The organism is Burkholderia sp. MS389, assembly GCF_016899425.1.
Lineage (GTDB): Bacteria > Pseudomonadota > Gammaproteobacteria > Burkholderiales > Burkholderiaceae > Burkholderia > Burkholderia sola.
Map to the genome: position 1 here is coordinate 1,918,193 of NZ_CP045994.1, position 24,849 is coordinate 1,943,041.

General features: G+C 66.3%; 25 protein-coding genes. 6 read left to right on the forward strand and 19 right to left on the reverse strand.

From position 1 onward, the window contains the following. Positions 1–151: 151 nt before the first annotated feature. From GJG85_RS08820 to GJG85_RS08855, 8 genes are all read right to left on the reverse strand, one after another. Positions 152–2,977 (reverse strand): TonB-dependent receptor, encoded by a 2,826-nt coding sequence (locus GJG85_RS08820; RefSeq protein WP_050015441.1) that lies wholly within the window; start codon positions 2,975–2,977, stop codon positions 152–154. Positions 2,978–3,330: 353 nt separating this feature from the next. Continuing rightward, positions 3,331–3,906, reverse strand: a complete 576-nt coding sequence (locus GJG85_RS08825; protein WP_050015443.1) for a cupin domain-containing protein — start codon at positions 3,904–3,906, stop codon at positions 3,331–3,333. Between the two features lie 305 nt (positions 3,907–4,211). Continuing rightward, positions 4,212–5,402 (reverse strand): tetratricopeptide repeat protein, encoded by a 1,191-nt coding sequence (locus GJG85_RS08830; RefSeq protein WP_050015445.1) that lies wholly within the window; start codon positions 5,400–5,402, stop codon positions 4,212–4,214. 16 nt (positions 5,403–5,418) lie between these two features. Further along, entirely contained in the window at positions 5,419–5,850 is a 432-nt protein-coding gene (locus GJG85_RS08835; protein WP_050015447.1) for a biopolymer transporter ExbD, read from the reverse strand. 81 nt (positions 5,851–5,931) lie between these two features. After that, positions 5,932–6,354, reverse strand: a complete 423-nt coding sequence (locus tag GJG85_RS08840; RefSeq protein ID WP_204383252.1) for a biopolymer transporter ExbD — start codon at positions 6,352–6,354, stop codon at positions 5,932–5,934. 20 nt (positions 6,355–6,374) lie between these two features. Then, positions 6,375–7,280, reverse strand: coding sequence for a MotA/TolQ/ExbB proton channel family protein (locus GJG85_RS08845; protein ID WP_124640114.1), 906 nt, complete (start codon positions 7,278–7,280; stop codon positions 6,375–6,377). A gap of 86 nt (positions 7,281–7,366) precedes the next feature. After that, positions 7,367–8,068: an energy transducer TonB gene (locus GJG85_RS08850; protein WP_204383254.1), complete on the reverse strand. Its 702-nt coding sequence runs from the start codon at positions 8,066–8,068 to the stop codon at positions 7,367–7,369. Between the two features lie 931 nt (positions 8,069–8,999). After that, complete coding sequence (locus tag GJG85_RS08855) at positions 9,000–9,488, reverse strand: YbaK/EbsC family protein (protein WP_050015455.1); 489 nt, start codon at positions 9,486–9,488, stop codon at positions 9,000–9,002. 457 nt (positions 9,489–9,945) lie between these two features. Here GJG85_RS08855 and GJG85_RS08860 point away from each other — a divergent pair, with 457 nt between their 5' ends. Continuing rightward, positions 9,946–10,239, forward strand: coding sequence for a YciI-like protein (locus tag GJG85_RS08860; RefSeq protein ID WP_050015457.1), 294 nt, complete (start codon positions 9,946–9,948; stop codon positions 10,237–10,239). 40 nt (positions 10,240–10,279) lie between these two features. Here GJG85_RS08860 and corA read toward each other — a convergent pair whose 3' ends face one another. After that, positions 10,280–11,257, reverse strand: a complete 978-nt coding sequence (corA, locus tag GJG85_RS08865; RefSeq protein ID WP_050015565.1) for a magnesium/cobalt transporter CorA — start codon at positions 11,255–11,257, stop codon at positions 10,280–10,282. 200 nt (positions 11,258–11,457) lie between these two features. Between corA and cydX the strand changes: the two genes are divergently transcribed. Further along, complete coding sequence (gene cydX, locus GJG85_RS08870) at positions 11,458–11,604, forward strand: cytochrome bd-I oxidase subunit CydX (protein ID WP_063772904.1); 147 nt, start codon at positions 11,458–11,460, stop codon at positions 11,602–11,604. Continuing rightward, positions 11,601–12,218 (forward strand): ATP-binding protein, encoded by a 618-nt coding sequence (locus GJG85_RS08875; RefSeq protein WP_050015459.1) that lies wholly within the window; start codon positions 11,601–11,603, stop codon positions 12,216–12,218. Before cydX ends, GJG85_RS08875 begins: the two co-directional genes overlap by 4 nt. 121 nt (positions 12,219–12,339) lie before the next feature. Here the strand turns inward: GJG85_RS08875 and GJG85_RS08880 are convergent, their stop codons facing one another. Together GJG85_RS08880 and GJG85_RS08885 are read right to left on the reverse strand one after the other, a co-directional pair. Then, on the reverse strand, positions 12,340–13,440 hold the full coding sequence (locus GJG85_RS08880) for a saccharopine dehydrogenase C-terminal domain-containing protein (protein WP_034181371.1): 1,101 nt from the start codon (positions 13,438–13,440) through the stop codon (positions 12,340–12,342). Positions 13,441–13,929: 489 nt separating this feature from the next. Continuing rightward, complete coding sequence (locus GJG85_RS08885) at positions 13,930–14,394, reverse strand: Lrp/AsnC family transcriptional regulator (protein ID WP_006481526.1); 465 nt, start codon at positions 14,392–14,394, stop codon at positions 13,930–13,932. A 247-nt stretch (positions 14,395–14,641) separates the two neighbouring features. Here GJG85_RS08885 and GJG85_RS08890 point away from each other — a divergent pair, with 247 nt between their 5' ends. Then, positions 14,642–15,193: a Spy/CpxP family protein refolding chaperone gene (locus GJG85_RS08890; RefSeq protein ID WP_050015462.1), complete on the forward strand. Its 552-nt coding sequence runs from the start codon at positions 14,642–14,644 to the stop codon at positions 15,191–15,193. A gap of 143 nt (positions 15,194–15,336) precedes the next feature. Continuing rightward, a complete protein-coding gene (locus GJG85_RS08895; RefSeq protein WP_050015464.1) occupies positions 15,337–15,768 on the forward strand; it encodes a PGDYG domain-containing protein in 432 nt (143 codons plus the stop codon). A 35-nt stretch (positions 15,769–15,803) separates the two neighbouring features. Here GJG85_RS08895 and GJG85_RS08900 read toward each other — a convergent pair whose 3' ends face one another. The 8 genes from GJG85_RS08900 to GJG85_RS08935 form a co-directional block, all read right to left on the reverse strand. Further along, entirely contained in the window at positions 15,804–16,166 is a 363-nt protein-coding gene (locus GJG85_RS08900; protein ID WP_050015466.1) for a DUF3022 domain-containing protein, read from the reverse strand. A 13-nt stretch (positions 16,167–16,179) separates the two neighbouring features. After that, positions 16,180–16,968: a YhfC family glutamic-type intramembrane protease gene (locus GJG85_RS08905; RefSeq protein ID WP_050015468.1), complete on the reverse strand. Its 789-nt coding sequence runs from the start codon at positions 16,966–16,968 to the stop codon at positions 16,180–16,182. A gap of 55 nt (positions 16,969–17,023) precedes the next feature. Beyond that, the gene (locus GJG85_RS08910) at positions 17,024–18,067 is read right to left on the reverse strand and encodes a LacI family DNA-binding transcriptional regulator (RefSeq protein WP_050015470.1); all 1,044 of its coding nucleotides are present in this window, start codon (positions 18,065–18,067) and stop codon (positions 17,024–17,026) included. Positions 18,068–18,385: 318 nt separating this feature from the next. Next, positions 18,386–19,351, reverse strand: coding sequence for a D-glycerate dehydrogenase (locus GJG85_RS08915; protein ID WP_089488654.1), 966 nt, complete (start codon positions 19,349–19,351; stop codon positions 18,386–18,388). A 4-nt stretch (positions 19,352–19,355) separates the two neighbouring features. Then, positions 19,356–20,636 (reverse strand): MFS transporter, encoded by a 1,281-nt coding sequence (locus GJG85_RS08920; RefSeq protein WP_050015472.1) that lies wholly within the window; start codon positions 20,634–20,636, stop codon positions 19,356–19,358. 112 nt (positions 20,637–20,748) lie between these two features. After that, complete coding sequence (locus GJG85_RS08925) at positions 20,749–21,741, reverse strand: sugar kinase (RefSeq protein ID WP_089488460.1); 993 nt, start codon at positions 21,739–21,741, stop codon at positions 20,749–20,751. A 28-nt stretch (positions 21,742–21,769) separates the two neighbouring features. Further along, the gene (locus tag GJG85_RS08930; protein ID WP_050015475.1) at positions 21,770–22,534 is read right to left on the reverse strand and encodes a TIM barrel protein; all 765 of its coding nucleotides are present in this window, start codon (positions 22,532–22,534) and stop codon (positions 21,770–21,772) included. A gap of 162 nt (positions 22,535–22,696) precedes the next feature. After that, a complete protein-coding gene (locus GJG85_RS08935) occupies positions 22,697–23,590 on the reverse strand; it encodes a LysR family transcriptional regulator (protein WP_050015477.1) in 894 nt (297 codons plus the stop codon). A 112-nt stretch (positions 23,591–23,702) separates the two neighbouring features. On the opposite strand from GJG85_RS08935, the gene GJG85_RS08940 reads away from it, so the two are divergent. Continuing rightward, the gene (locus tag GJG85_RS08940) at positions 23,703–24,779 is read left to right on the forward strand and encodes a YeiH family protein (protein WP_050015479.1); all 1,077 of its coding nucleotides are present in this window, start codon (positions 23,703–23,705) and stop codon (positions 24,777–24,779) included. Positions 24,780–24,849 lie beyond the last annotated feature (70 nt).

The window sequence follows — 24,849 nt, forward strand, 5'->3', positions numbered from 1 at the left end:
TGTTCGTGCTGAAAACGATCCTGCGAACTGCATCGCCGCACGTCCCGGTTGCAGGCCGTCGTGGCGCCAGGCGAAAAAGGGCCGCTCCAAAAAATGGGGAGGTGGACGTGGAGCGGCCGGTCTAAAGCCTATCGGTGCATCGCAATCGCCATCAGAACTTGTAGGTCGCGCCAACCTGCGCGAATCGACCGACATACGTGTACAGCGACGTGTCGTAGCCCGTCTGGTAGCTCGCGTTCATATAAACCGGGTCGAACGGCGGCGCACGATTGAAGATGTTGTCGATGCCCGCATAGATCGTCCAATGCTTGAAGCCGGTGTAGCTGACCATCAGATTGAACTGGCTGTACGAAGCCACGCTGTCCTGCATGTTCGGATATTGGCCCGGCGACAGGATGGCCTGGCTGTACGGTCCCGTGAACATCCACGTCAACGTCGCGTTCCATTGGTTGTGGTAGTTCCAGTTCAGACTCGTGTTGCCCTTCCAGCGCGGGAAGCTGCCGCCGAACGGCTCGTTCAGCGAACCGTTGTTGCCCGCGAAGTCGGTCGTCTCGCCGCCCACCGGCATCTTGAAGTGCCACACGTAGGCCCAGTCACCCGACAGCGTGAACGTACCGATCTTGGTCGACACCGACTGGCGGAAGGTGGTCTCGAAGCCGTCCGTATCGAGCGACGAGAGGTTCATATACGGCAGCAGCACATACGCGATCGAGCCGTTCGGGTTACGGATCACCTTCGACGGATCGTTCTGGTCGACCACCGTCTGGATGTCTTCCGTGCCAATCACGTTGTCGATGTGGATCTTGTACCAGTCGAAGCCGAAATCGGTATTGCGGGTGGGCGACAGCTGGAAGCCGATGTTGTAGTTCTTGGTCCGCTCCGGCTGCAGCTTGCTGTTACCGGTCTGCACTTCCTCGACGAGGTTGTATGCGTTCGGGTTGTTAGGATCGTTCGCGTCGACCGCGCCCTGCGCGCCGTAGGTCCTCGACGAGGTGTTTTCGATCAGCGTCGGTGCGCGGAAGCCACGGTTGTACGAACCGTACATCGTCAGCTCGCGGATCGGCTGGAAGCGCAACGCGAAGCGCGGCGAGAACGCGCCACCGAAGTCGCTGTAGTGGTCGTAGCGCCCCGACTGGCTGAACGTCAGGTTCTTCAGGATAGGAATGTCGATCTGGTAGTAGACCGCCGCGACGTTGCGCTCCCCGTTGACCGACTGCAGCGACGGCTGGATGAGCGTGCCATTCGCGTAGTCCGCGCCCGTACCGATGTACTGGCTCTGGTGCGTGAATTGCGTACCGAGACCCAGGCCGACGTTACCCGTGGGCAACGTGAACAGGTTCGGCGTCGACAGCGTCGCGTCGACAGCATCGAGCTTCGTGATGGCCTGTGTCGACGTGCTTCCGTACAGTCCGTTCAACCCGTTCGGTGTCGACGATGGATTGGCGAAGTCGAACACGCCGTTCTGGACGATATTTTCCAGTGCGGCCGCGTTGATCAGGTTCGAATAGTTGTTCGACACCGTGTCCTGCGAATGCGTGTAGGACGCCGTCCAGTCCCAATCCCCCACGCGTGGCGTGCTGAACGAGCCTTTCACGCCCGTCGCGGCACGCCAGAAGTTGGAACTCGTATGCACGGCCTGCGCGGCCGGGAATGCGTAGACCAGTTTGGCCGGCACGCCAAACGGGTTATACGGGTTGCTGCCCGGCACAAGGTTCGAAATCGGCGCGAGACCGCCCGTTGCCGGATCATAGGTCTGCGTGCTGTTGCCGAGGCGGCCGACGAAGTTGTTCGTGACCGTCGTATTGTTGCTTTCCCAGAGATCGGCGAACGCCTGCATCGCGTCGTTGATCTTGAAGTCGGCGTGCACCTTCGCGCTCAGGCGTTCAGTCCACGGCGACAGCGACGATGCGTACGCGGTGTTGTTTGCGCAGACCGTGCCGGGACCGTTGACCTGCGCGACGGAGGTGCCCGGCACGGCCTGGCCTCCGTTCGGACACGGGCTCAGCGGCACCTTCGCGCCGGTGGTCGGATTGCGCCAGTAGGAGACGCTCTGGTTCGACAAGCCGCCCGGGAAATTGGAGAAGTTCTGGTTCTGCGTCGTGTCGCGATCGGCGATCGAGATGCCGTTCGACTTGTAGTAGCTGGCCGCCGCCGTCACGTTGAAGCGGTCGGCGTTCAGGTCACCGAAGCCGCCGAGGATGCTGAACTTCGTCGTGCCCTGGCCGCCTTCACCGTTCGTTGCGCCACCGTAGCTGCCCCCCAATTCAAGACCCTGAAAGTTTTTCTTCGTGATGATGTTGACCACGCCCGCGATTGCGTCGGAACCATACTGAGACACCGCGCCTGTCTTGACAATTTCGATACGGTCGATGATGTTGAGCGGCAGCGTGTTCAGGTCGAAGAATTGATCGCTGCCGTTCACTGCGAACGCATACGGCGACACCCGCATGCCGTCGATCAGCACCAGCGTGTATTTCTCGCTGAGGCCGCGCAGCGCGATACCTGCGCCGCCCGGCGCGAAGCTGTTCGTCGAGCCCTCGCTCCAGCTGCTTGCCGAGTTGGCCGAGGTGCTGCGCAGGTAGTCAGCGACGCTGGTCTGGCCGCTGTTCTCGATGTCCTTGCTCGTGACGGTCTGAACCTGGTTGAAGCCGACCTTGTCGGCCTGCCGGATCAGCGAACCGGTCACTTCGAACCGCTTGATCTGCGCTACCTTGCCCTGTCCGTTCGCGCCGGGCGTGGCAGGCGTCGCCTCGGCTGCCGCACCGGACGCCGAGGCGCCCGTGGCAGCGACAGCGCTCGTCGCACCGTCCGCCTGTGCAACGGTCATCGGTGCGCCGTTCGCGACCGCATCCGCGATCGATGCGGCGCCCGGCGCCGGCTGGCTCTGGGCGAACGCCGGCGGCACCAGCGCGGCCGTCAGCGCCAGTTCCGCCCAGACTATCCTCTTGATGGCCAACGCCAAAACTCTCTGCTTCATCTTGTTCCCTCTCGCTCGTAGTAAGACCCCGCCTGCTGCGTGCCGGAACCTTGTGAATTCCTTGCGCGTCCTGGGTGCCCGTCTAACGGAACCCGCGATAGCCACTCTTCCGACTGCCGTGACTCGAACGGATCGGCCTCAGGGCACCCGTGCCACTCGGCATCACCATCTCGTTATATTTCGATTCGTGATACTTACTACATGTCCTGAGCGCGCTTCCTGCCACTTCCGATTCGAGGGATGGCGAGCCCAGCCCCGCCGTCGACGAAAATGCTCGCGCGCCATACTGCGTGCTGCCTTCCATCGATCGGGTACTTCTCCTGCATCGCGGCGTGCAGCACCTGCCGCCTCCGCTAGAACAGCCGCGGCGTACCGACCCAGACGATCACCGCCTCTTCGTCGGCCGTGTTGTGCCACGCATGCGGCAGCGTCGACTCGTAGTGCGCGGTGTCGCCCGCGCTCAACACGAACGTGCAATCCTCCAGCGTGAGCACGACCCTTCCGCGCATCACGTAGAGAAACTCCTCCCCGGCATGCGTCGTCACTTCAGACGGCGACTGCCCCGCCGGTATCCTGACGAGAATCGCGTCGAGCTTGCGACCGTCCACGAGATTCGTCAGCCGCGCAAAGGAGCTCGCCGAGTTCGCGAACTGGAAATACTGCAATGCGTCGCCGCGGCACACCGAGCGCGCCTCGGTCGGCGTGTCGATGAAGTACTGCATCGTCACACCGAGCGCCTTAGCGATTCGGACCAGCGACGTGATCGACGGCGTCGCGCGTCCGCGCTCGACCTGCGACAGGAATGGCTTCGAGATCCCTGCCGTCGTGGCCGCTTCGTCGAGCGTGAGTTTCAGCCGCTGCCGAAGCGCGCGGATCTTGTTGCCGAGCGAAACCGCAACGAGCACCGATTCATCGGGAGGCAAGACCATGGAAGAACGGAACCTCTCAATCGAAATCGGTTTGATGTCGGCAGGCCTTTCCCGGTGCCATGAGACTGCCGCCGCGGCGCGAAACTCCGGTCCCCTTCGCCGCCGGGCGCACGTCGCACGTGCCGCGAAACGGGATTCCCGCTTCGTGGCCGTGCGATTCACGCTCATTTCATTCGGTTTACTAATTAACAAGACTGCCCCTTTTCTTCACCTAGACAGACTTCCCCGCCTTCAGGTCGCCGCGGTACCACGTGTATGCGGCACGGCGCCCATCCCGCATCGCGCGCCTGCTTCCCCCTCCGTCGTTACCGCGACGCGACGGCCGTCCAGAGCTTCGCCAGATCCCCTGATCCGTCGTTACCCTTCACCGTGCGCAGTACCTGAACCGCGTGCGCCTTCTCGCCCGCCACGTAGTACGCCTCGCCAAGCCGCAGCCGCGCCGCATCGGGATGCTCGAGCCCGCCCTTCGCGATCGCCTGCTCCATCATCGACAGCCCCTGCGCCGCGTGGCCCGCGAACACCAGATTCATGCCGACGTCGATCGGGGCCACCGGATTGGCAGCGTCCGCGCCCGACTGCGCGCGCCTGGCGGCCAGCGCCTGCAGCCGTTTCTCGCGGTCCGCCTGCGCATCCTTGCCCAGCACGCCGGATGCGAAACCCTGGTCGATCACCTGCCGGCCTTCGGCCGGCGTGCCCGCCACCAGCGCGAGCTGCGTCATCTCCATATAGGCGTCGGCCGTCGTCAGCGAGCCCGTCGCCCTGCGCAGCCGGTAGATGTCGAGGTCGAGCGACGACAGGTAACCGGGGCTGCCGCGAATCGCCGAGACCATTTCCTCCCAGTACGCGGGGCTCGGATGATAAGCCACCAGCATGGCGAGCGCGCTGCGATACGCGCCGGCATCCTTGCTCTTTTGCGCGCAGGTCGCGAGCATCTGCAACTGCCCTTCGTCGGGCGCGCGGCCGGCCTTCACCTGTGCGTCCGCGCTTGCCTTCAACTGGCTCACGACCTGGCCGCAATCGTTCGACAGGTAATACGATTGCGTGAGCAGCGTACGCATTTCCGGATCCGTGCCGCCCGCCTTCAGGTAGCGCTGCGCGATTCGGATCGCCTGCGGATAGTTCTTCTGCTGGAAGTAGATCCCCGCGAGCGCCGCCGTCGTCCGCTGCTCGTCCTCGCCCGACAGGCGCCCCGAATTCAGCACGGTTTCGTACGCCTGCGCGGCCACGCCCGTATCGCCGGCCGCCATCGCCGCTGCGCCGCGCGTCGCTTCAACCATATAGGTTTCATACGGCGTGCGGTTGGGCACGGCGGCCGCCTGCGCGATCTTGCCGAGCGCGTCGCGATACTTGTGCGCGCGATACAGGTCCTGTGCCGCCGCCAACGGCTTCGCCACATCGGGCCGCAACGCGTCGGCCGCCCACGCCGGCCGGCCAAGCAAGCAGGCCGCACCGAGCGCCGTCAGCGCCATCATCCGTTTCCATCGTCGCTGGTTCATCGGTCGACCTGTCCCGTCATTGCATGAACTGCTCGTTTCCGATCAGGCCGATCTTCGTCGCGCCCACGCGCTGCGCGGACGCCAGTACGGCCGCCACGTCCTTGTACGGCGCCAGCTTGTTCGGCCGCAGATGGATCTCCGCCTGCACGGGCTCGTGCGCGACCTGCGTCAGCTTCGCCTCGAGTACCGCTCGGTCCGGCACCGGCGCACCGTTCCACGTCGTCGTGCCGTCGAAGTCGATGTCGATCTGCACGACTTCCGGCTGTGTGGCGGGCGGCGGCGGATTGCCCACCGGCAGGTCCATCTTCACCGAATGCATCTGGATCGGGATCGTGATGATCAGCATGATCAGCAGCACCAGCATCACGTCGATCAGCGGCGTGGTGTTGATGTCGACCATCACGTCCGGCTCGCTGCCGCCCCCGCCCGAAGGCACGTTCATTCCCATCGTCTGCTCCTGTCGATGCCTGCTCCGATCCGCTGCGTCGCCGTCGATCGGCAGCGGTGCGTATGCCGTTTCCAGGCAACGTTAGCCACCACGCGCCGGCGGTTCCGTAATGAACGACACCTTCGCGATACCCGCGCGCTCGCACATCGTGATGACCCGGCCGATGAACTCGTAGCGCGTGTTCTGGTCGCCGCGCACGTGCACGCTCGGCTGCGGCTGCTGCTGCGACACCCCCTTCAGCTTCGCGAGCAACGCCGACGTGTCCACCCGTTGCTCGCCCCAGAAGAAATCGCCGTCGCGGTTCACCGCGATCTCGACGCTCTTCGGCGTGGTCTGCAGCGGCTGCACGACCTCTTTCGGCAACTGCAGCTGGATCGTGTGCGTGACGACCGGAATCGTGATCAGGAAGATGATCAGCAACACCAGCATCACGTCGACGAGCGGCGTCGTGTTGATGTTCGCGATCACCTCGTCGCTTTCGTCCTGCCCGACGTTCATGCCCATCGCGCGCCTCCGTCAGCCGGTCAGTTCACGAGCGACGCGGCGGCCGACGGCACGCGAGCGGGACGCTTGCTGCCGGCCAGCAGCACGGTATGCAGCTGGGCGCCGAAGTTGCGCACCCGCTCCATCACCGACTTGTTGCGCCGGACCAGGAAGTTGTAGCCGAGTACGGCAGGCACCGCGACCGCGAGGCCGATCGCCGTCATGATGAGCGCCTCGCCCACCGGGCCGGCGACCTTGTCGATCGACGCCTGCCCCGCGATGCCGATCGCCGTCAGCGCGTGATAGATCCCCCAGACCGTGCCGAACAGCCCGACGAACGGCGCGGTCGAGCCGACCGTCGCGAGGAACGCGAGCCCGTCCTGCATGCGGTTCGACACGTTCGTGATCGAGCGTTCGACGGACACGTCGATCCACGTGTTGCGGTCCACTGCTTCGAGCAGCGCCTCGTCGTGATGCTCGCCCGCCTCGATCGCCGTTTCGGCGATGAAGCGGAACGGCGACGCCTCGTCGAGCAGCTTCGCGCCCTCGGCCAGCGACGGTGCGCTCCAGAGCTGCGCGTCGGCGAGTTTCGCGCGGCGGTTAGCCCGCAACTGCTCGACGAACTTCGTGATCATGATGTACCAGCTCCCCATCGACATGATCACGAGCAGGATCAGCACGAAGCGCGCGACGAAGTCGCCGTTCTTCCAGAGCGCGCCGAGCCCGTACGGATTCTCGACCGCTTCGGTCGCGGCCGGCGCCGGCGGCGGGGCCGACTCGGCGGCGGCGGGCGCCTGCGTCGACGCCGCGGCCTGTGTCGACGCGTCGGATGTCGCCGTGGCTCCGCTCGCTTGCGCGTAAGCGAGTTGCGGCGCAACGAGCCCGTCGATCGCAGCGACGGACATCAACAGGCTTGCCGCCAGCGCGGCCAGAGAACGTTTCGTCATACCCCACTCCAATTCTTTCGTTAAACTTACGATTTGAGTTCAAGCCGGTTTTCCCCGGTCCGGCTCCCGCCGGACCGCCCACTGCATCAATTCAGATTGAACGAGAACGGCACCTGGACCCGCACCGCCTGGCCTTGCGCCACGCATTTGAAGCGCTTCACGGTGTTGTAGGCCGCACGATCGAGCACCGGGTCGGCCGACTGGGCCACGCGTTCGTTCGTGATGTTCCCTTCCGCATCCACGACGAACTCGATCGTCACGTCGCCCGTGATGTTGTTTTCCTGCGCTTCCTTCGGGTACTGCATCGACGCGCGAATCGAGTCCGAATTCGGGCAGACGACCCCGACTTCGTGACTGACCGGCTTGGCCGGCGCGGGCGGTGCGATGACCGGCGCCTGCACGGCCGGCGCGGACGGCGCCGGGGCCGACTGGTGCGTGATCGTTGCCTGCTGCGGGGGCGCCTGCACCGGCACTTCGGGCGGCGGCACGAACGGCGGCGGCGGCGGCGCGAACTTCGGCGGCGGAAGCTTGACGACCGGCATCGGCGGGGGCGGCGGCGGCTTCACCGGCTCGATGATGCGGGTTTCGATCGGATGCTGGATCACCTGCACGACCTTGGTCGCGAGGCCGTTGAGCAATGCGTAGATCAGCACTGCATGCAACAGGAGGACGACTGCGATGCCGCCGAAACGGCGCACCGGATTCTGCTGCTTCGTGCCGAATTCCCGCGGACGGCCCAGCGTGGCCAGTCCGCTGTTCGAAGCAACCAGATGCTCTTCGACTTTCATGCCCACTATCCTTCCCCCAAGCGAATCGCCCAGTTTCGCGATGATGGCCGGCGCCGGAACCGGATCGGTTCCGTCTCCGCCTCAACCCGAAATTTCATTTTTAATTCAATTTGCAATCCGAATTGAAAGCATCGAATCCGGATCCTGATTTGTGCAATTTCAAGGAATCGTTTCAACCGCAACGGGATAGCCGCCCTATCCGGCGTCTACCCCGAACCAGCGCATTCAGGCAATTGTCAGCTGCGTCGACATAGTCACACTTTTCGCATGACGACTGGATCGTCGTTACACGCCGATGTCAGCCAAGCCGTTCGTCTTGGGTGCAGAAGATAGCAAGGAAAAAATTTGGGCGTCAAACTTTATTTGATAGCCGAATACAAAGTTTGGAGGCATTGCTCGAATAACGAGTTAGTAAACTTCATGAATCATTTTTCATTGATTTAGTAATTGATTTGTATGGTATCGCACTCATTTAGTGACTTGAGCATAAATAATCACCAGTTTAGTGCGGCGCACCGAATTGGCCCGCTCGGTGCGCGTGTTGCCGGATGTGTTTCGTGGGCGCGCCCGGCGACGGCAGCCGATGAACCACTGCCGCGCATGCATACCGTGCGAGGCCACAGCTCACGCATGCCGGGAACGGGCTTGCATCCGCGCGAACAGGCTCTAGCCGATTCCACGGCGGCTCGGCGATGCTCGGATGGCGCTCGCATCGACCATATATCAAGGATTCCAAATCAAAATCAATAGATCTCTCTGCTCGTCCGGTTTCCATTAAATGATTCGCACAACCAATCTAATTTTCGACTCAGGACTCCGCCGTATCAGCATGAACTCATTCCCCGCCCTCAGCGCGCACCGGCATCTCCCCCTCACCGAACCGGTGGAAAATGCCCGCGCGCATCCTTCCTCGACGAACGCCCGGCATCGCTCAGGACAGCATCATCCCCTGCATCCGGTGCGAGAAATGCGCGCGCTCGGCCGTCTCCATCAGCATCAGGAATTCGTCCTGCGTCATGTGAATCAGCGCCTCATGATCGCCGGCCTCGAAATAGACTTCCGGCTGCTGCGCGAGGTGCTCCTCGAGGAACGTTTTCATCCCGTACGCCATGCACACCGGCGGCAGCGCGCCCATGTCGCAATCCTTGAACAGCTCGCGCAATTCGACCTCGCGAGCGAGCACGAGATGGCGTCCCGTCTTCACCCAGAGATCCGACAGACGCACGGCGTGCGTCGTCGGCAGCACGGCGGCGACGTAACCCTCGGCGTCCTCGAGGAGCACGGTTTTCGCGAGGCGATCGCCGGGAATATGCGCGGCGGCGGCCGTCTCCATGCTCGTATGGCTATAGGGGTGGTACACGACTTCGTACCGCGATGACTTCTGGCGCAGGCAATCCTGCAGGGTGGCTGAGACCGGCATGGCGCACCTCGTCTGGGCGAATCGGGTCAATCGGGCGAACGGCGTTCGCTCTTGATTCGTTCAGCATAGGTCGCATTTCGGCCCAATGGAAACGCTCGTGTGCGACGCCAGTCCACCCGGCCCGGCAGCCGCCGCCCTCAGCTTCCGTCCGGGCCGCCCGCCCTCGCCGGCATGTGAAATCGGGCCCCGGAATACGTTTCGCAGCCCCTCACTTCCGCAGACAGATTTTGGGCAGTGCGCACGTAGATGCGGTCGCGCCCGGCAATTAGCCGATGTACAGACACTAGACCGTTAGTTGCATTCGAGGAAGAACACCAGGATACCTGCGGGCACGCATTGTTCCGAAGCGTGCACCCCAAGGCACGCCAGCCAACCCCGTCGCCAACGGCTTTCCCGGTGCCCTATACTGAGCCGGCCGCCCACCCTCCCGCGGCGGAAACCGACTCCTGGAGCGATCATGCATTACCAGTTGATCTACGAACTCGTCGACGATTACCTGTCGCGGCGCGACGCGTTCCGTGCGGAGCATCTCGCGCTCGCGCAGGCCGCGACCGAGCGCGGCGAACTCGTGCTCGCCGGCGCGCTGGCGGAGCCGGCCGATCAGGCCGTGCTCGTGTTCGAAGGCGATTCGCCGGAAGCGGCCGAATCGTTCGCGCGCGCCGATCCGTACGTGCAGAACGGCCTCGTGAAGTCGTGGCGCGTGCGGCCGTGGCGCGTCGTGGTCGGCAAGCACGCGCCGCGTCCCGCGTGAAATCGGGCCTGCGCAAGCCCGTTATTAGCGTGAACAGGCCCTACAGCCACCCTGCCCGCTTGAAGCGCCACCACAGCGCGAGATCGGCGATGGCCATCACCGCGATGCAGCCGTAGAACCCGTATTTCAGGTGCAGCTCGGGCATGTTCGCGAAGTTCATCCCGTAGATGCCGGCGATCATCGTCGGTATCGCGAACAGCGCGGCGAACGAGCCGAGCCGCTTGGTCACCTCGTTCTCCGCGAGCGAAATCATCCCGAGGTTGACCTGGATCGCGGTGACGACCATCTCGCGGCGCCCTTCGATCGTCTTCACGATCCGCTGCAGATGGTCGTACACATCGCGGAAATAGGCCGCCATCCCGCTGCAGACCTGCGGCACGCGCCCGCCGGTGAGCTTCGCGAGCGGCTCCATCAGCGGCGCCGTGTGCTGGTACAGCAGCACGAGCCGGCGCTTCAGCGAATAGAGATCCTCGATGATCGCGCGCGACGACGCAGGCGTCGCCTTCGCGAAGATGCGATCCTCGAGTTCCTCGAGTTCGGCTCCGAGCGTTTCGAGGATCGGGAAATACCGGTCGACGACCTGGTCCATCAACGCGTAGAACACAAACGCCGACCCCTCCCGCAGCAGATGCGGCTCCCGCTCGCAGCGCTTGCGCACGTCGCGGAAATCGTGCTCGGTATGGTTGCGGATCGACAGCACGTAATTCGGACCGACGAACACGTTCAGTTCGCCGACCTTGAATTCGCCGTCATCCTCGAGTTCGACGGTATGCAGCACCGCGAACAGCGAATCGCCGTATTCCTCGATCTTTGGCCGCTGATGTCCCTTGCGGGCGTCCTCGAGCGCCAGCTCGTGCAACCCGAATTCCTCGCCCATCAGGTCGATTTCCTCGGGCGTCGGATCCTTCAGCGCGACCCATACGAAGCATTCGGGCTTCGACACGTAATCGCTGATGGCGTCGATGTCGATGTCGGCCAGCTTGCGGCCGTCCTGGTAAGCAGCGCAGTTGATCAGCATGTTGTCCACGATGTTGCGGTTTGCGCATCAGTTTACCGGTTTGCTGCACGGACGGCCCGGCTTGCGCGGTACGCCGATATTGGTCATGATCGTGCTGCGTGCGCCGCAGCACGCGCGTCGGGGCACGTCGACAGGCCCGCCGGGCCTGCGTTGCGCAATGCACAACGACCGTGCGACCCCACCGTCAAGGAGACAGACCTATGTGGTATTTCTCGTGGATACTCGGCATCGGCGTGGCGCTCGGCTTCGGCATCATCAACGCGATGTGGCTGGAAGCGGAAGTGTTCTCGCGCGGCGACAAGCGCAGCGACACATCGCGCCAGGAGGCGGGGAGCCGGTATTCGTGACGCATCTCGTGTTCTTCTGCGGTCACGCCGGCACCGGCAAGACCACGCTCGCGAAGCGGCTCATCGGGCCGCTGATGCGCGCGACCGGCGAGGCGTTCTGCCTGCTCGACAAGGACACGCTGTACGGCCGCTACAGCGCGGCCGCGATGGGCGCGCTCACGGACGATCCGAACGACCGCGACAGCCCGCTCTACCTGAAACATCTTCGCGATCCCGAATACCAGGGCCTGCTCGACACGGCCCGTGAAAATCTCGCGCTCGGCATCGGCGCGCTGGTCGTCGGCCCGCTGTCGCGCGAAGTGCGCGACCGGCGCATCCTCGATCGCGCATGGCTCGGCATCGCGCCCGACGTCACGCTGACGGTCGTCTGGGTCCACACGTCGGAAGACGTCGCGCACCAGCGGATCGTCGCGCGCGCCAATCCGAACGATGCGTACAAGCTCGCGCATTGGGACGAATACCGGCAGCGCCGCTTCGTGCCGACCGGCCGCGAATGCGACGGCATCGTGATGTTCGACAACACCGCGCCGTCCGACGCAGACATCGACGCGCTGCTGCACCGCATCGTGCCGCCGCCGCAACCGGCGACGATCGTCCCGCCGCTGCCGGCCTGAGCGCGCCGCCCGGCGCCGTTCCCGCTTCTCCCAAAAAACAACGCCGGAAGCGCTGCTGCGCTCCCGGCGTCGTACGGCCCTCGTGCCGGAGATGGGCTGGCGAATCGTCTGATAACGACGGTCAGGCGACCGCGTGCACGCGCTCCATCGTGCCGCCTTCGTACAGTTTGCCGAAGCGGTTCGACAGGAACGCCTTCAACGACACCTTTTCCTGCGGGATGAAACCGCTCTGCGGCAGCTTCTTTTCGCGGAACAGATCGAGCACCGCGCACATCGCGCCGGCCGTCGTGATCTGGATCGCGCTCATGTGCATCCCGCACACGTCCTTCGCGAAGATCTTGCGCGTGAACACGTCCTGCACCAGCTGGCCGTCCTTCACGCCCGTCACCGTGACGAACACGAGCACGACGTCCTGCTTCGTCGACGGCACCGCGCGGCGCATGATCGACTTCAGCGTGTCGCGATCGGTCGACAGGCGCAGGTCTTCCAGCAGGAACTGCACGAGTTCGCGGTGGCCCGGGTAGCGCACCGACTTGTAGTCGAGCGTCTCGACCTTGCCCGACAGCGTCTCGCACAGCGTGCCGAGGCCGCCCGACGTGTTGAACGCTTCGTATTCGGTGCCGTCGAGCGAGAAGTGCTCGAGGCCTTCGAGCGGCTGCACCCACTGCTTGCGGCCGTCGCGGATCGCTTCGCACGGCTGGCAGTATTCGTTGATCAGGCCGTCGACGCTCCACGTCAGGTTGTACTTCAGCGCGTTGGTCGGATATTCGGGCAGCGCGCCGACGCGCATCTTCACGTCGCGCACTTCGCTGAAGCCGTTCACGAGCTCGTGCGCGGCGATGCCGATGAAGCCCGGCGCGAGGCCGCATTGCGGCATGAACGCGCGGTCGGAGCCGTCGGCCAGTTCGCGGATCGCATGGGTGGCGCGCACGTCTTCGGTCAGGTCGAAGTAATGAACGCCCGCGGCCTTCGCAGCGGCGGCCACGTTGACAGCGAGGTAGTAAGGCAGCGCGTTGACGAGCGCATCGAAGCCCTTCACCGCTTCGCGAATCGCATTCGCGTCGGCCGAGTCGACCCGTTGCGTCGCGATGCCTTCGCGCGACAGCTTCGCGAGCGCATCCGCGTCGCGGTCGAACGCGACAACTTCGTAGTCGCCCGTTTCGCGCAGCATGTGAGCAATGGTGTGGCCGATCAGACCTGCGCCGACGATGGCGATTTTCATGCGCTTATCTCCTGATGATGGGTTGGTGTTGTGGACGGCGTTGAGCCATGGACACAGTGTAGGGACGCTCAAAATCAGTTCCAAGATGAAGAATGATGCGAAACGACCTGTAGTTTCGACGTTATGACGATATATTTCGTCTAAACGACCAAATCATCTAAAAATCGCGTAGAGGCACTGCCGCAAACCGGCCGTTGGCGGTTGCGCATTGCGAGGACGAAAACGAGGACACACCGCGTGACATCGGACGCACGCACTGACCGTGCGTCAAGATGCAACACGCCGGTCAAAGCGGAATACGAAAGGAGATTCGGGAGAGATGCGCGAAGGGACGACCGCGGTCATCCGTGTCGATCATGAAGTACGACGAAGGCCAATACGAATGCGAGCGCAGACGTACCCGTCGTCAAGTCGAGCACCTGTGATGCACCGCTCCCTGCGCGGTGCATGCACGCGCGCCGTCATGCACGCGCCGCGTGCAGCAACAAGTCAGCCGCCGATCGTCCCGCGATCGATCTTGCGCGACAGGATGATCGACGTCGTCGTGCGCTCGACGCCTTCGAGCGTGCCGATCTGGTCGAGCAGATCGTTGAGCCGTTCGGGCGAATCGGCGCGCAGCCAGGCGACGTAGTCATACTCGCCGCTCACCGCGCACAGCAGCTGGACTTCCGGCATCCGGTCTAGCTTGCGCAATACGTCCTTGCCGAACTTCGGCGTGAGGATGATGCCGACGTACGCATAGATGCTCGCATCGAGCACGTCCTGCCCGAGCCGCACGCTGTACCCGGCGATCACGTTGGTGCGTTCGAGCCGCGCGATGCGCGCGACGACCGTCGTGCGCGCCACGTCGAGCTGGCGCGCGAGATCCGCGACGCTCGCGCGCGCATCGGCTTGCAGCAGCGCGACGAGCTGCCGGTCGAGATCGTCGAGTTGGTCGAGGCGGGGTGGACGCATGACGCTGGGCCGGCACGCACGTGCCGGCGGAGTGGAAAGTGACGCGATGATAGCGCCGAACGCCGGCGCGCCCAACCGGCATGGCCCGGATACGAACCGTCGATTTCGATTCGTATCGGATGTAAGCAAGTGTCGCATTCACTGCCGCCCCGCAGGCAACGTGCTACTAATAACGGCGACGCGAGAGGCGCGCCGGCGGCGATGGCCGCCGCGCCCGCTCGCAAGACACCACCCCGGAGAGCCAACCATGAAGAAAATCTCGCTCACCCTCGCTACGCTCGTCGTTGCAGCCAGCGCATTCGCGCAAACCCCGGCGCAGCCGCAAGCACCGGCCCAGGCGCCGGCCACGACGGCCGCGGCATCGGCCCCGAGCGCCGAGCAGCGCGCGGCACGCCACGAAGCGCGCACCGAGCAGCGCATCAAGTACCTGCACGACCAGTTGAAGATCACGTCGGCGCAGGAGCCGCAATGGAAGACGTTCGCCGATACGATGCGCGACAACGGCGCCACGATGGGCCGCCTCTACAGCGAACGGATGGCCAAGCACGACGTGTCCGCGCTCGACGACATCAAGCAGTATGCGGAGCTGTCGCAGGCGAATGCCGACGGCGCGAAGAAGCTCGCCGACGCGTTCGCGCCGCTCTATGAGAGCTTCCCGGCCGAGCAGAAGGCGCTGGCCGACACGACCTTCCGCAGCTGGCTGCACCACGGCGGCGAGCACCACGGCAAGGGCAGGACGAAGGGCAAGGAAGGCAAGGCGGCCGCCGCGCCGGCCGCGAGCGCGCCGGCGCAGCCCTGACGCGCCCCGCCGGCGCCGTGCCGGCCCGCTCGGGCCGAACGGCGCCGCGCCGCGATCGGCGACGGCGCGTCACACGGCGCGCCGAATTCGGGATAAGCTCCCGGCTTTTCCCGCTTTCCCGCCCTTCCCCGCCCTTCCCCGCCATGCTCGAACTCAAGCAACTCGATCTGCGTACCGATCCGCAGGCCCGTCGTGTCGTCAAGGACGAAACCGTCGCCGTGTCCTTCGCGGACGCCGACGGCGAACTGATGAGCCTCGAAGGCCCGAACCGTTATGTGACGGGCGACGCGCTGATCACCGGCTCGACCGGCGACCGCTGGGCCGTGTCGCGCGCGCGCTTCGACGCCAAATACCTGCCCGCCGACCCGGCGCTCGCGCACGGCGCAGCGGGCGCCTACCGCAACCGGCCGGCCGTCGTGCTCGCGCGCCGGATGGACGAACCGTTTACGATCGCCCGCTCGGAAAACGGCGACACGCTGCGCGGCGTGGCCGGCGACTGGGTGATGCAATACGCGCCCGGCGACTACGGCGTCGTGCAGGCGCAGCGCTTCGCGCAGGTCTACCGCGACGCGTAACGCGTCACGCGCCGGCACGCGGCCGGCGCCACCGCTCACGCAAAGTCTTCGTCGAGCTCGAGTTCCGCGTCGCGCTCGACGGCCTCGCCGGCCGCGTGCCGTTCTTCGAGCGACCCGAGCATCGCTTCCGTATACGCATGCAGCACCGCATGGCTGCGCGCGCGCTGCATCGGCTTGAGCGCCAGATAGCGCGCGAGCGCGGCCGGCACGATCCGGATGTCGAGCGTCATCCGCTTCGGCGTCGCGCCGAACCGCATCGCCAGCCAGTGCACGGACAGGAAGCGCCCGCGCGCGTCGCTGCTTTCGGCGAAGCGCGTCTGCTCCGGAAACAGATCGCAGATCACGCGCGCGAGCGCGTCGAATTCCGCGCTCTGGCATTCGATCAGGTAGTCGTCCATTCCGTCTCTCCCGTCAGGCCGCCGCACGCGACGGCCGGCACGTCTTCACCAGCACGACCACCAGCACCGCGGTCAGCACGAAATACGCGGCCTCGACCCACGCGGCCGGCAGCACGCGCACCTGGTACAGCAGCGTCGGCGTCGCCGCGAGCGCATGCAGCACGATCGCGAGCGGCAACACGGCGATTCGGCCGGCCCGCACGCCGCGCCACACCAGCACCGACAGCGCCAGTTGCACCGCGAATGCCGCGCAGCGTTCGAGCAGCAACAGCAGGATCGACTGGGCCGACAGCGTCGCGAGCATCATGTGCAGCCGCACCACGGTGTCCACCGGCAGGTCGGCCAGCTGCGTCTCGAGCTGGCCGCGGCTCGCGAGCCACGCGAGATACGACCACTGGCCCCACACGAGCACGCCGACGAACCACGCTTCGGCGCCGCCGTGACCGATCCCGTAGCCGATCCCGCGACCGTCGCCGGCCGATGCGCCGTAGCGGCGCTCCAGAAAACGCATCCCGAGATAGCGGCCGACTTCCTCGAATACGGCGGTCGCGAGCGCGCCGTATGCGACGAATGCGAGCGGCTGCGTCAGCCAGCCGTCCTCGGGCGTGTGGCTCAGCACGAGACCGTGGAACGCGCGCTCGAGAATCATCGCGAACAACGTGAAGACGGCGACGCCGACGATCGTGTCGCGGCGGTTGAGCGCAAGCGGCTTGCGCAGGATGCGGTAAAGGACGAGCGGCAGCAGCGCGATGATCAGCGTGGCGGCGATCAGCGCCGCCAGCGTGACGGGAGCGACAGTCATGTATTTCCTTGGTTCGGGGCAGCGCACCTGACGCGCCGCGTGCCCCGAATGATACTCAGCTTGCGGTCGACGCGCGCGCGATCAGCTCGCCGGGCAGCATCGCGACGCGCACGTCGCCCGCCGCGCCGTCGATCCGCTCGTGCACGAATTCGACGGCCTTGTAGCCGATTTCGTAGGTCGGCTGACGGATCGTCGTGATGCCGATCAGCTCGGCCCATTCCGGATCGTCGATCGACAGCAGCGCCGCCTGCTGCTGCCACGCGGCGCCGAAACGCGCGCGCAGATGGCGCGCGATCGCCAGCGCGACCGGTGCATTCGCGGCGAACAGTGCGGCGCGCACGCCGCGCCGGGCCGCATCGTCGAGGCGGGCATCGACGTCGGCGAGCGCCGCCGCGGCCGCGTCGGGTTCGTTCAGGTCGAGCACGATCGTCGGCGGCACCGGCAACCCGCGCGCCGCCAGCGCCGCGCGGAACGCGGTCTCGCGCACGCGCCGCGAGCTGACCCGCTCGAACGGCTGCACGACGAAATGGATCGCGTCGAAGCCGTGTTCGACCAGGTGCGCGAGCGCCGTCTCGATCGCGTCGGTATTGTCGAGGCCGATCAGGTCGGCCTCGAAGCCCTCGACCGTGCGGTCGACGAGCACGGCCGGAATGCCTGCGCCGCGCAGCGGGCGCAGCACGTCTTCGTCGGCGCCGAGCGCGTTGACGATCAGCCCTTCGACGCGGTAAGTCGTGAGCAGTTGCAGGAAGCGGCGCTCCATCTCGACTTCGTTCGCCGCGTGACAGATGAGCGGCATGTAGCCGAGCGCATGGCACGCGGCCTCGACGCCCTGCAGCACTTCGACGGTATAAGGATTGGTCAGGTCGGCGGCGAGCATGCCGAGCAGCCGGTTACGGCCGCGCTTGAGCCCGCGCGCCATCTGGTTCGGCCGGTAGTTGAGCCGCGCGATGGCCGCCTCGATCCGCTGGCGCAGATCGACGGACAGCACATGCGTCTCGCCGTTCAGATAGCGCGAAACGCTGGTCTTGCCCGTGCCGGCCTCGCGCGCGACGTCGCTGATCGTCGCCGGACGCGTCGTGGAAGGTTGCGAATCGGTCACTGTCGTGCCTCGCGACGTACGATCCGCGCCGCTTCGTGAGCAGACGGACCATTGTTGTTGGAAACGTAAGCCAACCGGCGGCCTCCCCTGTCGTGGCGCGTGGGCGCCTGCGCTGGCCCGGTGCGCTGTCGAGCCGCGCCCGCCAGCAGCGTGCTATGGCAGTCGGCCGCACCGGACCTGGCGCGGATGCCCGTCGCGCGACACCGCCGGCCGCGTGGCCGGCCGTCGATACGACGAGCGCGGGCGATCATAACGCAGCCGGCCCTCTCGCACCAAGATCATCGACTCTAATGGCGCCGGGCGGTTATCGCAGGCGGCTCAGGCATGCGCCAGCGCATCCGGATTGACGAGATTCGTGCGCAGCGTGCCGGCCAGCGCGCCGACCAGGTTCTCCGCGGCGCAACGCGCCATCGCATCGCGCGTCTCGTGCGTCGCCGAGCCGATATGCGGCAGCGCGACGACGTTCTTCATCTGCAGCAGCGGCGAATCCGCCGGCAGCGGCTCCTTCTCGAATACGTCGAGCCCCGCGCCGCGGATCGTCCCCGCGCGCAGCGCGTCGACCAGCGCGGCTTCGTCGACGACCGGCCCGCGCGACGCGTTGATCAGGATCGCGCCGCGCTTCATCTTCGCGAATTCGGGCGCGCCGATCAGGTGGCGCGTGTCGGGCGACAGCGGCACCTGCAGGCACACGAAATCCGACTGCGCGAGCAATTCGTCGAGCGTCACGCGCCGCGCGCCGTACTGCGTCTCGGCCTCCGCATGCGCGGACCGGTTCGCGTACAGCACCTGCATCCGGAAGCCGAGCGCCGCGCGGCGCGCGACCGCGCCGCCGATCCGCCCGAGCCCGACGATGCCGAGCGTCTTGCCCTGCACGTCGGTGCCGTACAGGTCCGGGCCGATGCTGCGATGCCAGTGGCCGGCCTTCACCCACTCGGCCAGCTCGACCACGCGGCGAGCGGAGGCCAGGATCAGCGAAAACACCGTATCGGCCGTCGACTCGGTCAGCACGTCCGGCGTATGCGCGAGCACGATGCCGCGCCGCGTGAGATCGGCGACGTCGAAGTTGTCGTAGCCGACCGAGATCGTCGACCACGCCTTCAGCCGCGGCGCGCGATCGAGCATCTGCGGCGTGACCTTCAGGCTCGCGCCGATCGCGCCGTCTGCGTCGCCCAGCGCGGCGGCGAGTGCGTCGGCGCCGTCGGCCTGCACGACGTCCGCATGCTCGCGCAGGTACGCGAGAACGTCATCGGGCAGCGGCTTGTACGCGACGATACGGGGCTTCATCGTTTCATTTTCCTTGCAGCGGCGCGGCGAGCGGATGCGCATCGCGCGCCTGGGGTTTGACGGACAGCGTGAGGATCACCGCGGCGACGAGCGCGGCGCTCATGAATGCGTACGACGCGACGGGCGACCCGGTCGCGCCGTTCAGGTAGCCGACGAAATACGAGCCGACGAACGAGCCGAGCGCGCCCATGCTGTTGATCAGCGCCATCGCGCCGCCGGCGACGTTCCTCGGCAGCAGTTCCGGCACGATCGCGAAGAACGGGCCGTACGGCGCATACATCGCGGCGCCCGCGACGACCAGCAGCGCATACGAGATCCAGAAATGCGACGAGCCGAGCGCGTACGACGCGGCGAACGCGGCCGCGCCGACCAGCAGGAACGGCCACACGAAACCACGACGCGAACCGACCTTGTCGGACGCCCACGACGCGGCGAGCATCGCGATCGTCGCCGCGAGGTACGGCAGCGCGGACAGCCAGCCGGTCGCGACCATCCCGAGGTCGGAGCCGTTCTTCACGATCGACGGCAGCCACAGCACGAAGCCGTACACGCCGATGCTCCAGCAGAAATACTGCGCGCACAGCTTGATCACGGCCGGCGAGCGGAACGCCTCGCCATAGTTGCGCACCGGCTTGATCGCCGCCTGCTCGGCCGCGAGCGCGGCGTCGAGATCGCGCTTTTCCTGGGCGCTGAGCCACGGCGAATCGGCCGGCTTGTCCTGCACGAGCACCCACCAGCACACGGCCCAGATGATGGCCGGCACGCCTTCGGCGATGAACATGTGGCGCCAGCCGAATTCATGCACGAGATAACCGGACACGATCGACATCCACAGCACGGTGACCGGGTTGCCGAGGATCAGGAACGTGTTCGCGCGCGAGCGCTCGTTCTTCGTGAACCAGTTGCTGATGTAGATCAGCATCGCCGGCATCACGGCCGCCTCGACGATGCCGAGCACGAAGCGGATCGCCATCAGCGACGGAATGTTGCTGACCACGCCGGTCAGCGCCGCGCAGCCGCCCCACAGCACGAGGCTGACGAACACGAGCTTCTTCACGCTGCGGCGTTCCGCGTAGATCGCGCCGGGGATCTGGAAGAAGAAATAGCCGAGGAAGAACAGCGCGCCGATCAGCGACGACAGGCCCTTGCTGATGCCGAGATCCTGGTTGATGCCGGCTGCGGCCGCGAACCCGTAGTTCGCGCGATCGAGGTAGGCGAGGCTGTACGTGATGAAGACGATCGGCATGATCGTCCACCAGCGTCGAGCTGCGAGATTGGCTGCCATCAGAGTGTCTCCTGAGTAGACCGGCATCGGCGCATCGTTGCGTCGTCCGGTCTCATGCAAAACCGTGCATGAAGCACGAAATGGATCCGCGGATTGTGCCGTGTCCGGCCTCTCATTGCGCGGTGACGGTTTCCTCTAAGCGATCGGCGCGATTGCTGACCTTTTCGAGCCGGTCGAGCGCATCGCGCGTCGGCAATCCTTCCGAATCGCCGATCACCTGGATCGCGAGCGCACCGATCCGGTTGCCGCGCGCGACCGCCTGCTCGACGCTGCGCCCTTCGAGCAGCGCGCTGACCACGCCGACCGCGAAGCCGTCGCCGGCGCCGACCGTATCGACGACCTTCTCGACGCGCTCGCCGGCGACCGTGCCTTCGCGGCCGTCGGCCGTGCGGAAATACGCGCCTTGTTCGCCGAGCTTGATCACGACGCCGCGCGCGCCCTGCGCGAGATAGAAGCCCGCGATGTCGGCCGGCGTGTCGTGCCCGGTGAGCTGCCGCCCTTCGGCGAGGCCCGGCAGCACCCAGTCGGCGAGCGTCGCGAGCGCATTCAGCGTCTTCGCCATCACGTCGGCGGACGGCCACAGCGTCGGGCGCAGGTTCGGGTCGAACGAGATCGTCTTGCCGGCCGCCCGCATTTCGCGCGCGAGCCGGAACGCGAGTTCGCACGACGTCGCCGAGATCGCCGGCGCGACGCCGGTCAGATGCAGGTGGCGCGCGCCGAGCACGTAGTCGGCCACGTAGTCGTCGCACGACAGGTGGCTCGCCGCCGAACCCTTGCGGAAATATTCGACGGTCGGGTCGCTGCCGTCGTCGTTGCGCGACTTCAGCTGGAAACCGGTCGGGTAGCGCGGGTCGACGGTCACGCACGACGCGTCGATGCCCTCGCGCGCCAGCGTGTCGAGCACGTAGCGGCCGAACGAATCGCTACCGACCCGGCTCATCCAGCCGACCCGGAAGCCGAGCCGCGACAGCCCGATCGCGACATTGAGATCGGCGCCGGCGATCCGCTTCGCGAATTGCCCGGCGTGCGCGAGGTGGCCGGGCTCCGTCGCGACGAACATCGCCATCGCTTCGCCATAGGTCACGACATCGAGTGCTGCTTTCATGACTGAACTCCTCAGGATCCTTCCGCGGTCACGCGGTTGCAAGCCACGCGACGCGCCGGCACGCATCGCCGGCCAGGTCGGCCGCGTCGAACGGAAACTCGATGCCGCGCGGCGCATGCTGCGGCAGCGCCGCGAGCACGCCGGTCACGAGCGGATCGTTCGGCGCCGGCGCGACGGCGAACCGGCGCGCGCCCTCGCCTTCGGTGGCCTTGCAATGAATGTATTCCACATGCGGCGCGAGCACCTGTGCGCAGTCGAGCGGCGCTTCGCCGCGCCACTGCCAGTTGCCGATGTCGAACGTCATGCCGAGCGCATCGCGCATGCCGGCATCGGCGAGCGCATCGAACAGCCCACGGAACTGCGCGAACGCGCCGCCGACCTCGAGCTGGCCGTTCTCGACCACCACGCGGGCCTGCGCGCCGCGCGACAGCGCGACGATTTCGGCCGCGTGCGCGTCGCCGGCGAAGCCCCCGAGCTGGAATTTCACGAAGCGTGCGCCGAGCGCATCGGCTTGCGCGAGCCCGTCGCGCAATGCGTCGGCATCGAGCGCGCCCGTTTCCGTATACAGCGAGTCCGGCGTCGAATAGACCGACCACAGCCCGTGGCCGGCGATCTGCGCGCCGAGCGCGGCCAGCGCACCGGGCGCCGTGTCGTCGTCCGACGCGAACAGTTCGCGCCGTACCTCGAAACCGGTCGCGCCGGATGCCGCCACGGTCGCGATGAATGCACTGTGGCCCTCCTGGCGCACCCGGTCCATCCCGAATGCACTCGCCACGATCACGATGTCTGCCATGTTGCCCTTTTTCACCGGAATGGAACCGGTTCCATTTGCTTGAGACGGATGGTGCGCTTCGCCTCGGACGCACGCCATAGAGGAAATCCCTAACGCTCCGTTATCGCACGAATGCGCGCCGCGCCCGCGTGCAACGCATGTTCCCGGCGCAACTTCGGTCGACTACGCGAGGCGCTGCGCGAGACTCATTTCGAGGAATTGCGCGGCGAGCCGCGACGGCGCGCCGCCATGCGGGACGAGAATGGAGAAATGCCGCGTGAGCGGTGCGGGCGCCAGCGAGCGCAGCACGAGCGCCGCATCGTCGTGACGCAGCGACATCGCGGACACGAACCCGACGCCCATCCCCGCGCGCACGGCCTCCTTCACGGCCTCGACCCCGGCGATCTCGAACGCGACGCGCATCGGCGCGCCGCCATGTGCGAACGCGCGCTCGACGAGCTGCCGTACGGCGGAGCCCGCCTCGCGCAGCACGAGCGGATGCGCGGCGAGCGCGTCGAGCGTCACGCCCGCGTCGTAGCCGGGCGCCGCGAGCGGATGGCCGGCCGGCACGATCGCGACGATCTCGTCCTCGTGCCACGCGTGCACGGCCGTACCGGGCGGCAGCGCCTCGCCGGGCGGCCCTTCGATCAGCGCGAGGTCGAGCGACGGCAGCGCCGCGACCACGTCGGCCGTGTTGCCGCTCATCGTCTGGATCGCCACGCGCGGCGCGCGCGGCTGGAACGCCGCGATCAGGTACGGCAGCAGGTAGCTCGCGGGCGTCGTGCTCGCGCCGATGCGCAGCGTGCCGGCTTCCAGCCCGCGCACCGCGTCGCGAAACGCACGCGCCTGCGCGAACGTGTCGCGCTGCGCGTTCGCGTACTGCGCGAGCTGTTCGCCGACCGGCGTCAGGCGGATGCCGCGGCCGTCGCGCTGGTACAGCGGCTCGCCGAACTCGTCCTGCAGCAGCCGCAACTGGCCCGATACGGCCGGCTGCGACAGATGCAGCGCCACGGCGGCGCGGCTGATGTTCAGATGCTCGGCGACGGCGGCGAACGTTATCAGTTGATCCGGGGTCATGGGAACGAATTATCGGCTTTCCGGATAGTTTACGTCACAAATCACAATTTTTCATATCGATATAACGAAATTAGGATTACACCATCGCCACACGCTCCATCACGGTGCTTCCATGTCCACTGCTCCGACTCCCTCTCTCAGCCACGCCGCGCCGTCGATGCGCGGCCAGTTGAACGGCGTGCTGTTCGTCGCGCTGTTCGCCGCCGCCGTCACGAGCCTGTCCGAGCTTCCCGCGATCGCGGGGCTCGGCCTGTCGCCGCTGATCGTCGGCATCGTCGCCGGCGCGTTGTACGGCAACGCGCTGCGCGACGGCATGCCGGCCAGCTGGGCGGCCGGCGTCAATTTCTCCGCCCGCAAGCTGCTGCGCATCGCGGTCGCGTTCTTCGGCTTGCGCGTGAGCCTGCAGGAAATCGCGCAGGTCGGGCTGCCGGGCCTCGCGGTATCGGTGCTGGTCGTCGTCAGCACGCTCGCGATCGGCACCTGGGTCGGCATGAAGCTGATGAAGCTCGACCGCGACGCCGCGCTGCTGACCGCCGCCGGCAGCGCGATCTGCGGCGCGGCCGCCGTGCTCGCGTTCGAATCGACGCTGCAGTCGAAACCGCACCAGAGCGCGATGGCCGTGGGCAGCGTCGTGCTGTTCGGCACGCTGTCGATGTTCCTGTATCCGCTCGCCTATCACGCCGGGCTGCTGAACCTCGATCCGGCCGGCCTCGGTCTGTTCTTCGGCGGCACGATCCACGAAGTCGCGCAGGTGGTCGGCGCGGCGAGCGACATCAGCCCGCAGGTCGTGCACGTCGCGACGATCGTGAAGATGACGCGCGTGATGCTGCTGGTGCCGGTGCTGCTGGCGCTCGGCTGGTGGCTCGCCCGTTCGGCGCGCTCGGCGCACGACGCGGCCGGCGGCACGCACGGCAAGCGCAAGGTGGCGGTGCCGTGGTTCGCGCTCGGTTTCCTCGGCTTCGTGATCGTCAATTCGCTGAACGTGCTGCCCGCGGACGTCACGCATACGCTGAACGTGCTCGACACCTTCGCGCTGACGATGGCCATGACCGCACTCGGCATCGAGACGCGCGTCGCGCAGATCCGCGCGGCCGGCCCGCGCGCGCTGATGACCGGCCTGATCCTGTACGTGTGGCTGATCGCCGGCGGCTACGCGATCACCTGGGCCGTGCAGCACTGGCTTGGCTGAGCCGCACGTCCGCGACGGCTCGCGCGCCGCGCCCTACGGGAAGCCCGACGGGGAAGTCCCGCGGGCGCGG

Bases quoted from the DNA above. Each gene is read 5' to 3' on its own strand.
- GJG85_RS08820 (WP_050015441.1), bottom strand. From the start codon at position 2,977: ATGAAGCAGAGAGTTTTGGCGTTGGCCATCAAGAGGATAGTCTGGGCG.
- GJG85_RS08825 (WP_050015443.1), bottom strand. From the start codon at position 3,906: ATGGTCTTGCCTCCCGATGAATCGGTGCTCGTTGCGGTTTCGCTCGGC.
- GJG85_RS08830 (WP_050015445.1), bottom strand. From the start codon at position 5,402: ATGAACCAGCGACGATGGAAACGGATGATGGCGCTGACGGCGCTCGGT.
- GJG85_RS08835 (WP_050015447.1), bottom strand. From the start codon at position 5,850: ATGGGAATGAACGTGCCTTCGGGCGGGGGCGGCAGCGAGCCGGACGTG.
- GJG85_RS08840 (WP_204383252.1), bottom strand. From the start codon at position 6,354: ATGGGCATGAACGTCGGGCAGGACGAAAGCGACGAGGTGATCGCGAAC.
- GJG85_RS08845 (WP_124640114.1), bottom strand. From the start codon at position 7,280: ATGACGAAACGTTCTCTGGCCGCGCTGGCGGCAAGCCTGTTGATGTCC.
- GJG85_RS08850 (WP_204383254.1), bottom strand. From the start codon at position 8,068: ATGAAAGTCGAAGAGCATCTGGTTGCTTCGAACAGCGGACTGGCCACG.
- GJG85_RS08855 (WP_050015455.1), bottom strand. From the start codon at position 9,488: ATGCCGGTCTCAGCCACCCTGCAGGATTGCCTGCGCCAGAAGTCATCG.
- GJG85_RS08860 (WP_050015457.1), top strand. From the start codon at position 9,946: ATGCATTACCAGTTGATCTACGAACTCGTCGACGATTACCTGTCGCGG.
- corA (WP_050015565.1), bottom strand. From the start codon at position 11,257: ATGCTGATCAACTGCGCTGCTTACCAGGACGGCCGCAAGCTGGCCGAC.
- cydX (WP_063772904.1), top strand. From the start codon at position 11,458: ATGTGGTATTTCTCGTGGATACTCGGCATCGGCGTGGCGCTCGGCTTC.
- GJG85_RS08880 (WP_034181371.1), bottom strand. From the start codon at position 13,440: ATGAAAATCGCCATCGTCGGCGCAGGTCTGATCGGCCACACCATTGCT.
- GJG85_RS08885 (WP_006481526.1), bottom strand. From the start codon at position 14,394: ATGCGTCCACCCCGCCTCGACCAACTCGACGATCTCGACCGGCAGCTC.
- GJG85_RS08890 (WP_050015462.1), top strand. From the start codon at position 14,642: ATGAAGAAAATCTCGCTCACCCTCGCTACGCTCGTCGTTGCAGCCAGC.
- GJG85_RS08895 (WP_050015464.1), top strand. From the start codon at position 15,337: ATGCTCGAACTCAAGCAACTCGATCTGCGTACCGATCCGCAGGCCCGT.
- GJG85_RS08900 (WP_050015466.1), bottom strand. From the start codon at position 16,166: ATGGACGACTACCTGATCGAATGCCAGAGCGCGGAATTCGACGCGCTC.
- GJG85_RS08905 (WP_050015468.1), bottom strand. From the start codon at position 16,968: ATGACTGTCGCTCCCGTCACGCTGGCGGCGCTGATCGCCGCCACGCTG.
- GJG85_RS08915 (WP_089488654.1), bottom strand. From the start codon at position 19,351: ATGAAGCCCCGTATCGTCGCGTACAAGCCGCTGCCCGATGACGTTCTC.
- GJG85_RS08920 (WP_050015472.1), bottom strand. From the start codon at position 20,636: ATGGCAGCCAATCTCGCAGCTCGACGCTGGTGGACGATCATGCCGATC.
- GJG85_RS08925 (WP_089488460.1), bottom strand. From the start codon at position 21,741: ATGAAAGCAGCACTCGATGTCGTGACCTATGGCGAAGCGATGGCGATG.
- GJG85_RS08930 (WP_050015475.1), bottom strand. From the start codon at position 22,534: ATGGCAGACATCGTGATCGTGGCGAGTGCATTCGGGATGGACCGGGTG.
- GJG85_RS08935 (WP_050015477.1), bottom strand. From the start codon at position 23,590: ATGACCCCGGATCAACTGATAACGTTCGCCGCCGTCGCCGAGCATCTG.
- GJG85_RS08940 (WP_050015479.1), top strand. From the start codon at position 23,703: ATGTCCACTGCTCCGACTCCCTCTCTCAGCCACGCCGCGCCGTCGATG.